Source organism: Flavobacterium sp. WG21 (assembly GCF_000335775.1).
GTDB classification, from domain to species: Bacteria; Bacteroidota; Bacteroidia; order Flavobacteriales; family Flavobacteriaceae; genus Flavobacterium; species Flavobacterium tructae.
This window is the reverse complement of record NZ_AMYW01000027.1, coordinates 66649-77798: the sequence shown is the minus strand read 5'-3', so window position 1 is coordinate 77798 and position 11150 is coordinate 66649. Positions and strand designations below refer to the sequence as shown.

Sequence of the window (11150 nt, the reverse complement as noted above, 5' to 3'; positions counted from 1 at the left end):
TTTTTATTAAACTAATTTGATTTTGCTTGTGGGTGCGAAGTCAGGAGACATTTGCGCTTTTTTCATAAGCTCTTTGACAGAACAGAACTAACAATACTATTCTAAAACACTACCAACTGAATTCCATCATTTCTTCCGGGGTTTCAATGCAATTTTCTACGTCGTTGATAAACAGATCGATTTGTTCTTTGGTCACGTTTGGCATGCAAATAATATGGGAGATATCACCCTCAGTAGCTAATTGCCATTTTGATTTCACCTCTTCGGTTATTTTTGGAAAAACTACGGTGATCGAATTTGGATTTCTCCAGGCCGCAATTCCCATGTTTTTTAATCGCTGCTCACAATATTCCGCGACTTCCAGGCTGTGCAAATAACGTTTTTTCAAACCTTCAATCCCTAATTTTTTCAGGGTAAACCATAAAAACAACGGGGAATGTCCATTTCTGGATCCTGTAATTGTGGTGTCTAAGGAACCAATATAGGATATCCCTTTTGAGATTCGATCTCTATTAGAACGCTTCGTAATAATAACACCGGTTGGAATTGGTGAACCAATAAATTTGTGTCCGCTGATGGAAATACTGTCCGCTCCATCCATAAAATCAAAAGGAAGTCGTGGCTCCATAAAAGCACCATAACTTCCGGATAAGGCAGCATCACAGTGGATGTAGCTATCTTGTATGGCCAATGTTTTTAGAATACTCTTAATTTTTGATACGTCATCTTTGGCTTCTTTCATAGTGGTACCAAAAGTAGTCAGTACAATAGCCGGTTTATGACGATTCAGTTTTAACGTGTTTTCAAAATCTTCATAATCGATTTCACCATTTTCCTGTGAACGAATAACGATACTTGGAATGTTGAGCAAATGAATGTTTTTACGCACACTGTAATGGGTCGATTCCGAGTAATACACCATTGCTTTTGGATATAATTCTCGTGCGAGATACAGCCCGTATAAATTACTTTCAGAACCGCCGTTGGTAACGTAACCCCAATAATCTTTTGGATTCGCACGGAATAATTTGGCAAAAAAACCAACCACTTCTCTTTCCAGTTCGTGGGTTTGTACTTTGTAGGTACAATCTTCAAAAGGATCCCCAAGATTATTGATCGGATATTTTAAAAAATGATTGATTTCCGAATAATCAAAATCTTTAGATACAGGATAGCCCAAGAAATTATCTCTGGCATTTTCGATGTATTGATTCAAATCGAATAAGCGTTGATTGTCTTCTATGGATAGCGATTCTGAAATAGGTTTCATAACATTTATTTTTTTCTGTAAATGTACTTTTTATAGTTTAATATCCTTTATTAACGACAAAACTCAAAATATAATTCTAAATTTGAGTCATATTAAAGTTTTTTAATATTGAATTTACTATTTCTTTTTTCTAAAACCATATAATTATTCTGAGATGGATGCCATAGACAAAAAAATATTGATGCTTTTACAGCAAGATGCGAAGCAAAATACCAAAGAAATTGCCGAAAAAATAGGTTTATCGGTCTCTCCCACTTTTGAGCGGATCAAGAAACTGGAGCAAAAGCAGTACATCAAGAATTATGTTGCTTTGCTGGATGCCGAAAAAATTGGGAAATCAATCAGTGTGTATTGTCAGGTTACTTTGGCGGTGCACTCACGGGAATTGATAGATGACTTTAAACAGCATATTCTGGTATTACCCGAAATAACAGGCTGTTTTCACGTGTCCGGAAATTATGATTTTCTGCTGAAAGTGGCTGTCAACGATATGAACGAATACCAAAAGTTTGTAATCGATAAATTATCGGTTATTAAAGGAATTTCAAATGTGCAAAGTTCTTTTGTGATGGAGGAAATAAAAAATGATTTTGCCTATAATTTATAAAATCGGAATTTTATACCAATAACCATATCATTTAGGGGAAGGGAAGCTTATTAAGCGCCGAAAATTTATACCATTTTTCAAGAAACTCTACGAAGACTTGAAAAAAGAGGGATAAAAATCGAAAACAAACCGAGTGAATTTTCTTTCAAACAAAGCAATCCTAAAAATAATTTTCATTTTTTTTTGAGCGCTCTTTTTTCAAGAAAAGAAAAGAAAAATCTTATTTGTTATTTCCTACATTAAAAACAATCAATTATGAATCAAATAAATACAACAACACTAACTTTAATTCGTTTGTGATGGGCTATTTCTAGAGGTATTATTACCAAAAGATGCCCTCAAAAAAAAATCAAAAAAACTATTGTGTATTCTAAAAACAGTTGTATTTTTGCACCCGCAACAACAAAGCAGGTCCGTTCGTCTATCGGTTAGGACGCCAGGTTTTCATCCTGGTAAGGGGGGTTCGATTCCCCCACGGACTACTTATCAAAACAAAAGCTTCAGAGAAATCTGAAGCTTTTTTTGTTTGTAACTGTTTTAAAGAAATAAAACAATACACTGAAATGTGCAGGTCCTAGAAGCAAATTTGAATAGTTATTCTCTAATTTAAATTACGACCGGCACCTTTACCCCCCTCAACATTGTGTCTTTCACAAAAGCAAAAAGTCTGTAAATAACTATTGCAAAGATAATTATTACCGTCCAAAACAAACGCATCCGCAAAGTTTGAGAAAAACATCTGATTTGAAAGGAATTTCTGTGATATATTACTATATTCGAAAAATAAAAATTAAAGATTTTTTTTAAGACTGACATCGGCAAAATCATCCAATTTTACATTATGAAAATTAAAACCTTAAATGTTACCTTTATGGTAATCGCATATTTAATTTCTATCCCACTTCAGGCATTTTTCTGGGCAATTATAGGAGTTAAAGCACACTATCTTATCCTCTTATTTTCTCATTTTATTTTCTTCATTTTTTTAATATACTTATTCACCGGTACATTAATTATTGATTGCAACGGCGACAAAGACACACTTACATTAGAATGGGATAAAAAACCAATCTATACTAAAATTGAAAATCAGGTCATTTTTTTATCCGAGATTAAAAGTTGGAAGTTTTTTAATGGTCGTGGAGCCGACAGGTTAAAACTATACTTTAACAACGATGAGTCCTTAAAAATAGATTTTAACAATTTGACGGACTTTGGACAAAACTCTAAAAAAGTAGACCAAGTACTCTTTTTTCTAAGTCGTAAAAACAACAACTATCTTAAAAACAACGATTTAATTGCAAAATAGTGTTTTGAGTAATGTCCTCGTAATACTAGCATCATAAACCGTTAATCGTTTAAAAGTAACAGAAGCACTCATTACAACTCTGTTAATACCCTGTATTTCTGCTTTTATCAACCCATAACCAACCAATTTATGAATAACAAAACCCTGTCATCGATCTTTACGTTCTTATCCCTGATTCTTTTTTCTACTACAATTCAGGCGCAAAACCTTCAAAAAACCATGAAGGATAGTTTAGCGCTTTATAACAAAATGCTTTCGAAAAAAGAGCTACAGGAAGATCTTAAAATACTCCGTACAATAAATGATAAAGCGAATTCGGGTTTGTACCAATATCATTCAAAAAAACAGGTAGACAGTATTTACAACAGTGCTTTTAAGAGCATTCAAAAACCGATGAGGGTTATCGACTTTTACAAAATAATGCTTCGCCTTTCGGATTATGAAGGAAGTTTACACAATTACACCATCCCTGATCTCGATCTAATCAATTTTCTGAACAGACAAAAGTCCTTTTTCCCTTTTCCTTTGGTGTATATTAACGGACAAATTATTTTTGACGGCCAATCATCGGATATTCCTCCCGGCTCAAGAATAAAAAGTATAAACGGAATAAATGATGTAGCATTAATGCGCTCTTTCTACAAATATTATACAACAGATGGTCATCATGTTACCCAAAAATTATCGGCCAGTGTCAATAAATCGTTTGGATTAAACTACCTGCTCGAATATGGTCTTTGTGATGAATTTATTGTAGAATACAGCGCACCAAAATCGGAGGCTCTTCAAAAAACAGTGCTTCGTGCAGTAACGCTGAAGGAAAGAACAGCCAACCTTAAAAACAGGTTTAGTGCTCCGGTTACTGATTTACTGGATTATAAAAAACAGTCTCCGTATAGCTTTCGTATGATTAACCCCGCTACAGGTTTATTGAATCTAAGATTTTTTGGTATGGCCTATGGATCAGACGATCCTAAGTTTAAACCGTATGTTAGATTTTTGGATAGCATCTTTACCCAACTGGACAAAAACAAGGTTGCTAATCTGATCATTGATGTTAGAAATAATCCGGGAGGAAGTGATCCTAACTTCGAACAGCCTGTAATGTACCTTACCGACAAACCCTTCAAGGAAAATGAAAAGGCTGTCATCCTATTCGACCCTAATGTTTTACCTCTCGAAAAGTATTTTTGGGGTACCTCAACTTCAGAACGAATGGATAGTACTGCTCTAAAAGCGGGAAAAAAATACCTAAAATCACTGTATCCGGTATTCCAAAACAACATCAGTATTCAGGATCAGAAATACAATCCGGTTTATCATCCTAAATCGCCGCTCTTTAAAGGCAAGCTTTATCTTTTGATTAATGAAAATGTGGCATCAGCTGCTTCCCATTTTGCTTCTCTGGTAAAAGCTTATGTGGATAATGTTACCATAGTAGGCTTGGAAACCGTTGGAGGTTACTACGTTCATAATGGACATTCTCCATTGGTTTACGAACTTCCTAACTCAAAAGTAAAAACACAATTTTCAATTGTAAATGTCGTACAGGATGCTCCAAAAAAAGCGAACCAGCCGGAAGGTCACGGTATTATGCCGGACTATGAAGTATGGCCTACTTTAGACGACTTTTTTCAGCAAAAGGACACACAAATGGAATTTGTTCTTAAGCTTATTGCTAAATAGAAGCGTGATATCGTACGCGAATGAGACGGATTCGTCAAGGCGAAAACGCGGATTAATACGGATTTTTTTTATTTTTAGTAGATAAGCATATCGTTTTTTCAATAGCAATACTCATTGTTAAAACTGCTGCTTTATTCGAATAAGTAAACAGGCAATTACGTTGGAGTTTGTCTCTACTCCAACGTAATTGCCTGTTTTGTTGTTTCCTTTAACTTTCCGGATGCAATTAGTTTTAACACATAGTTTTATGTATCCTTCCGGCTACTATTTCTGTGTACTTTGCATAAACCTTTGCGATCTTTACGGTTAAAAAACAGTCCAAAATCTACTATTCCGGACTGATAAACGGATAGTATTTTTCGTCTATAATAGGTTCAATTCCGAAGAAATCATTCAGAACCGATTCGGCAGTACAGAAAGCACCTTCTACCCAGGCCTGATCGTTTGAATAGGTTTCTCCAACGATAAAAATATCGCAGTCTGCTTTTGGAACGAGTTGTGAAGGTTTTCTAATTTTTCGTTGTACATCACCTAAATTATAGTGTGATTTATAGGCATGATATCCTGCATTAAAAGGAGGCAATGACCAGTCCATATATCTCGTTTCTAAAGGTTCAGGTACGGCCGAATAATCAGTTTGTGGTCCAAAATGTAATGCAGCCAGTTGCGAGCGAAGCATTTTGACCATTACCGGAGTGGCTAAACGAGGTCCTTCGAGCGTCTGGCAATCTCTGGACTCCGGAATTTCACGTGTTCCATGAGGACCAAGTTCTAAAGCTTTCCAAAACGTGGTGTATTGAATGTCGTCATAACTGGCCAAAATACCATACACTTTTTCTCCTTTTTGATTGAGAGCGTTATCCCCAAAGTAGACCACTTGTCGGATTGGCATATCGGTAATACTTGGACCAATGGTATCTAATTCGGCTATAGCTGAGATTTGCTTTTCTTCTTTAAAAGTCAGACGTTCCTGAATCGCGTTTTCTACCGCAGCAATAAAACTGGCCTTATCGTTAAACGATGTCGCGATAATAACCGGATTTTTTGCTGATTCTATTGCTTTCAGATAATTAGAAGGAAATTTTTCTTTTTTCAGTTTAGCAATTCCTTCCTGCGTTAAAAAGTAACTGGTTAGTTTGGCAGGATAAGTTGGACTTCCGGCTTCAGTTGTTCTCCACCATGGTGTAGTGAAAAACATCCCAATTTTATAGGAAGGTTCCATAATTACAGATTCCAGATAGAGCTGTACTTCTTCGTGGTTTAATATGTCCTGACCTTCATCATCTGTATAACGTGTTGCCTGAGCTACCAGTTCAATGGATGCGCGAGGCATGGCCAAAAATGCAGCATCACATATTTTACTTTCGTCAAGTTTATCCGGAGTTGCGCGTTTTGCGGTAGTAAAACGAATCCCTGCTTTAGTATGCAAAATCGAACGCAATCGGGTATTCGGAAAATAATTCAGCGTAATTCCTTTTTGTTTGGCTAGTTTTTCAACTTCATCGAATAAGGCAACAAATAAGCTGGAATATCCTTTTACCAGCGTTTTATATTCTGTTCCCGGCGTAAACTCATCATTAACATTAAACGACTGGGCACTATGACTGTTTACTACATTGGAACTATAGCCGTTACCATCTGCCAGATAACCAAATCCTTCTTGTCCAAGTCTGTCATAGGCAAGATTCCAATACCCAATATCTTTTAGTAAATCTCCTTTTTGAAAGATCGAACTTTCCGGCATATCAATATTGATTTTTCCTTCTTCATAAAACTTACACCATTCTCTACGGGTAACAGGACCTGATGTTGCTGTGATTGCTACAGATTGTATGGTGGTAAATCCATCATCCGGCGGAGCATCTTCACCATAATTATTAGTAAAATAAGGAGCCGGCTGATTCGAATTAACATCGGAGACATACATGTTCTTGGTACGCAAAGACATTAAAGGATCCGCAGATTCGTTAAATTCAACTGAATCTTTCTTTAAATCCAGTTTTTCTATCGTTTTTGTAACTACACGATGTCCTGCTCCTTGTGGAGTGCCGTCCCAATATGAATATCGCATACCGCCCAATTCCAGATACGAATTGTCTTTGTTGTCTTTATAATGCCACGTACAAACGCGTGCTCCCGCTTCTCTGGTTCCCGGATTTTTTTTAGAAAAATCATATTTTCCCCAGTCGTAGAGTTCTAATACATCGCCTTTAACCAGCATTTTTTCATTTTTGTCGCGTTTGGATTTTCCATCCAGTAATCTCCACGCTGTATAGAGTCCAGCTGCACCGGCTCCAAAAATAGAGTATGTTTTCTTGCTCATGATTTTATGATTTTAATTTTTTTTGCTTTTTAGTAGTTGTTTTATTCATTCCCAAGCCTTTCCATCTGCTGTGCCAGGTCTTTTTGAGGGATTATAATTTCTACCAGAGTGGGCAGATCTGTTTTTTCTTTTAGTTTAAGAAGTACTTCGTCTAATTCTTTAACGGTTTCAGCACGGTAGCTCTTTGCTCCAAATGCTTTGGCAAGTGCCTGATAATCCCATTTTGGAAGAATATCAAATTCATCAAACTTATGAGACGGACCTGCTTTAAAGGAGTCCATGTCTACATATACCTGTTCGATGGCATATACCCCATTGCTCATCACGAAGATTACAGAGTTGATGTTGTATTTTACCAAGGTCGAAAGCGCTTGTGCTACCATCATAAAACCACCGTCACCTGCGATAGTCCAGGCTTGTTTACCACTTCCTAACTGAGCTCCGGAAGCAGCACCGGTTTCAAAACCGATACACTGCCAGGCAGCGGAAGAAATAAAGGCATTCTTAGCTAATCCGTACATATTGGTGGCTACGTACATAGACGAACTCACACCAAAAGTGAACACGATATCGTTCAGCATTTTTTGTTTTTCCAGAAAATAAGTGGCTCTCTCAAAAAAGCGGTTAAAGGTTATTATTTCGGGAAATTTATCATATTTCGGATCGGAATTGGATCGCCATGGTTCGGGAAATTTTGGCTGAGCCGGAGCTACTGCTTTTAAAGGATATCCTGAAGCTTTTTTGAAACGTTCGGTTAAAGCTTCGATGAAATCTTTTAAGGTTACATTTTCATAAGTAAAATAACCTACCCGCATTTCCTGTGTGGTTGCCTGAATCATCGCTGAAAATTTATTTTCTACCAGCCATAAATAGTCATCGGTAATAATCGTTCCTAAAGACAAAATGCAGTCTGAGGCTTCCACTATTTTAATCACTTCGGGTATCGAAGCCTGATCAGAATAAGTTCCTATAAACTTATCTCCTTTCTCATCGAGAACGGTTTTACCGAGTGACGTTGTAGTGTACAGCATTCCACTTACTTTAATGAGCTCTTCTAACTGCTTTGATAAATTGTGTCGTAAAAGCTCTACTCCTGCGAAAATCAACGGTTTTTTTGACTGACTGATTTGTGTCCAGGCTTGCGAAACTGCATTCTCCAATTCCGCTGCTTCGCTTTTTATGATCTGAGGTTCTAATTTTTTATTGGAAGGTTTAGGGCAAGGTTCGCCCCACACCTCTTTGTAACAGGCGATATAAACCGGACGTTGATGTGTAAGTGCCGCAATAATTAAGTTATCGATTTTTTCAGGGGCATCGACAGAACTGCTCAGCGTTTCCGCCGCAACGGTTACTCTTTCAAAAATTTCCTGATCTGCATTGAGATTGCCTGTAGAATGGTGATAAAGTACATTGTACATATTTCCAATTTGCCTTGCGTCTGCTCCCGGTGTAGCACTAATTACAACCACAGGACTGCGTTCTACATAAGCACCGGCAATGGCATTCAATGCGCTGTAAGTACTTACCCCATATTGCAAAGATACCGCTCCTAAACCTCGGGTACGGGCATAGGCGTCTGCTGCATACGAAGCATCCAATTCATTTGATGTTCCAATGGTTTTAATGCCGTTAAAGTCTTCGAGAGCTTGTGTAAAATGTTTTACATAATCGCCCGGGATCTGAAAGACTTCGGTAACATTTAATTGTTTGAGTCGGGTGAGCAGATAATCTGCAACTGTAAATTCTTTTGTAGGTTTCATTGTTTGGCGGTTCTAAATTAGGAGTATTGTTTGTTTTTGGGCAGCAGATCTCTCCAGCAGGTATTCTTTTAAAGTGATCTCCTGATTTGTATTTCATTATAAAATTACCAGTCTGCCAAAGCACAAATTAAAAAAAAGGCATGAGTGCCGAATTTTTATCCATGAGAAACCCAAATAACAGCATGAGGTCAGTTTTCACATTTAGAACAAAGATTGGTCTCTTTATCATCGTCCTTTTCTTTTTTTAAGGCTAAAAAGGACTCCACAATTGACCAACAAAAACATACTGATCTGTATAACAATTAAATAGACCTAAAAAAACAACCATTTTACGCTTTTCCGTATTAGAATTTTGATCTTATGCAGAAATTCTGACGTTATTTTTTTCTAAAAATATAAATCAAAAACACCAATTAACACTTAAGTAACTGAAAATTAATAATTTACAAACTAAAAGATTATTTAAAAAAGGGTATTTTTACGCTGTCCTGATATCCCTAAGTTTTTCTAATTTAGATATTCTATAAGCCCCAGTTTTTATTATAAATCCAAATTTAAGCCTGGAAATACTTCTTTTTATTTTTGAATCTGCGCCTTAGAGCTACTCCTTTTTAGCCTAATTACATCGTATTACTACAAGCGGAATATCACAAAAACAAGCCTAAAATACATCCACTGCTTTAAAAAAGGCAGAGATTTGAATTGCTTTTTCTTAAAGAATATCAGAATATTAAAACTTTTCACCAGATGATTTTTGAAGTTATTCAGATAATTACAGAACAAGTCAACAACTACCTCGATGAAATTGGGTTAGAAAAAACGGTTGTGCCTGAAAACATTGCTTTTCTGGAGTCGCAAAATGAAACGGTATCCGGAAATCTGGAAGATAAGGTGGCACTTACCCTTATCAATCTGGATGAAGAGGCGACTTTGAAAAATTTTCCCAATCACATTGTTCAGGGCAATAAAACGATCTATAAAAACAGTGTCATCAACTTAAATCTGTACCTGCTCTTTAGCGCCAACAGAACCATATACATCAACTCTTTAAATGATATTTCGAAAATCATTACTTTTTTTCAGGGGAAAAAACTTTTTACGCAATCTGATACTATTTACAACCGAAATAATGTAGCCATGGCCAATATCGACAACTTCAGATTTACCATTGAGCTTTACACCCCCACTTTTGAAGAATTGAACTATATCTGGGGAACTCTGGGCGGCAAACAGCTTCCATCGGCTTTGTACAAGGTGAGCATGATACAAATTGAACGCAATATTGCTCAAAGCGAAGGACCACTTATCAGCAGAATTAAGGGTATAACGAAAACCAGAAAACAATCATGAGTTATAGTATCACATACGGATTGTTATTGGAGGTAACCATTTTGCATAATTATTTCCTGAATAATGGCGAAGAAACCTTTGCAAGTATGTCGAATGACGATAAAGAAAAGATGCTGCAAAAGTTCAATACTGCTGTTTTCACCACGATCACACCAACTCTGGAGACCCATACAATACTCCAAAACTATAAAATGGTGTTCAAAGAAAGTAAAACAGGTTTCAAGATTTACATTAAAGTCAAAGAAGCTGACGAAACAGATCCGTTTATCAAAGTTCCTGCCGATTTGAACCTGAACTTTCTAATCACTATCCATGACTATCAATTTGAAAATTATACCAATTTAGAATTTACTCCTAACCGGGTCCTTCTGTTCGGTAATGTGAAACCTCCTAAAGAACCGGTTACCTTCAAATACCTGCCTAAAATTAATGACAACAAGTTAATATCAAGTGCGTATTTAGTATCTGAAGAAACTACAGCTGATCTAATTTCAACACTACATTCATCAGAAACACAAGACCTGTTTGGGATTATTTCACTGACGATGCAAGGCGATAATAGTTCTGAAAACAGTATAGACGATGATGGCAAAATAAACAGTCCAAACTTCAAAATTCATTTTGACAATCGAAAAACGCTTTGGAAATACATCAACCGCAAAGCTGCCACCGAAATTGAAACCAATACAACAAAACCCTTAACACGTTCCGGCTTTGTTGAGATTGACCCGTTAACCGATTTTGACGTACCGCAGCCAGTGAGCAGCAGCTATCCTAATCCTTCTGTAAAATCAATAACAAAAGACAATGGTGATTACTATTCTGAAATATTTATTTAATAATTA

8 protein-coding genes and 1 tRNA gene are annotated in these 11150 nt (G+C 36.5%); 6 read left to right on the top strand and 3 right to left on the bottom strand.

Features of this window, described 5'->3' with window-relative positions; all coding sequences use genetic code 11:
- Window positions 1-109: 109 nt before the first annotated feature.
- Window positions 110-1270 (bottom strand): histidine decarboxylase, encoded by a 1161-nt coding sequence (locus tag C245_RS0117345; RefSeq protein ID WP_017497877.1) that lies wholly within the window; start codon window positions 1268-1270, stop codon window positions 110-112.
- Between the two features lie 154 nt (window positions 1271-1424).
- Here C245_RS0117345 and C245_RS0117340 point away from each other — a divergent pair, with 154 nt between their 5' ends.
- The 4 genes from C245_RS0117340 (at window position 1425) to C245_RS23240 (ending at window position 4872) form a co-directional block, all read left to right on the top strand.
- Window positions 1425-1877 carry an Lrp/AsnC family transcriptional regulator gene (locus tag C245_RS0117340; protein WP_017497876.1) on the top strand — a complete coding sequence of 151 codons (453 nt, stop codon included), beginning with the start codon at window positions 1425-1427 and terminating at the stop codon, window positions 1875-1877.
- A 410-nt stretch (window positions 1878-2287) separates the two neighbouring features.
- Window positions 2288-2359, top strand: a tRNA-Glu gene (locus C245_RS0117335).
- A gap of 359 nt (window positions 2360-2718) precedes the next feature.
- Window positions 2719-3186, top strand: coding sequence for a hypothetical protein (locus tag C245_RS0117330; RefSeq protein WP_017497875.1), 468 nt, complete (start codon window positions 2719-2721; stop codon window positions 3184-3186).
- A gap of 129 nt (window positions 3187-3315) precedes the next feature.
- A complete protein-coding gene (locus tag C245_RS23240; RefSeq protein WP_017497874.1) occupies window positions 3316-4872 on the top strand; it encodes a S41 family peptidase in 1557 nt (518 codons plus the stop codon).
- Between the two features lie 328 nt (window positions 4873-5200).
- Here the strand turns inward: C245_RS23240 and C245_RS0117320 are convergent, their stop codons facing one another.
- A complete protein-coding gene (locus tag C245_RS0117320; RefSeq protein WP_017497873.1) occupies window positions 5201-7195 on the bottom strand; it encodes a hypothetical protein in 1995 nt (664 codons plus the stop codon).
- A gap of 41 nt (window positions 7196-7236) precedes the next feature.
- The gene (locus tag C245_RS0117315; protein WP_017497872.1) at window positions 7237-8955 is read right to left on the bottom strand and encodes an alpha-keto acid decarboxylase family protein; all 1719 of its coding nucleotides are present in this window, start codon (window positions 8953-8955) and stop codon (window positions 7237-7239) included.
- 747 nt (window positions 8956-9702) lie between these two features.
- Between C245_RS0117315 and C245_RS0117310 the strand changes: the two genes are divergently transcribed.
- Window positions 9703-10305: a DUF4255 domain-containing protein gene (locus tag C245_RS0117310; RefSeq protein WP_026110130.1), complete on the top strand. Its 603-nt coding sequence runs from the start codon at window positions 9703-9705 to the stop codon at window positions 10303-10305.
- A complete protein-coding gene (locus tag C245_RS0117305; protein ID WP_017497870.1) occupies window positions 10302-11144 on the top strand; it encodes a hypothetical protein in 843 nt (280 codons plus the stop codon). The genes C245_RS0117310 and C245_RS0117305 overlap by 4 nt, the downstream gene beginning before the upstream one ends.
- The last annotated feature ends 6 nt before the right edge of the window (window positions 11145-11150 follow it).

Coding starts and splice junctions, on each gene's coding strand:
- C245_RS0117330 (WP_017497875.1), top strand. CDS start 2,719: ATGAAAATTAAAACCTTAAATGTTACCTTTATGGTAATCGCATATTTA.
- C245_RS0117320 (WP_017497873.1), bottom strand. CDS start 7,195: ATGAGCAAGAAAACATACTCTATTTTTGGAGCCGGTGCAGCTGGACTC.
- C245_RS23240 (WP_017497874.1), top strand. CDS start 3,316: ATGAATAACAAAACCCTGTCATCGATCTTTACGTTCTTATCCCTGATT.
- C245_RS0117315 (WP_017497872.1), bottom strand. CDS start 8,955: ATGAAACCTACAAAAGAATTTACAGTTGCAGATTATCTGCTCACCCGA.
- C245_RS0117340 (WP_017497876.1), top strand. CDS start 1,425: ATGGATGCCATAGACAAAAAAATATTGATGCTTTTACAGCAAGATGCG.
- C245_RS0117345 (WP_017497877.1), bottom strand. CDS start 1,270: ATGAAACCTATTTCAGAATCGCTATCCATAGAAGACAATCAACGCTTA.
- C245_RS0117305 (WP_017497870.1), top strand. CDS start 10,302: ATGAGTTATAGTATCACATACGGATTGTTATTGGAGGTAACCATTTTG.
- C245_RS0117310 (WP_026110130.1), top strand. CDS start 9,703: ATGATTTTTGAAGTTATTCAGATAATTACAGAACAAGTCAACAACTAC.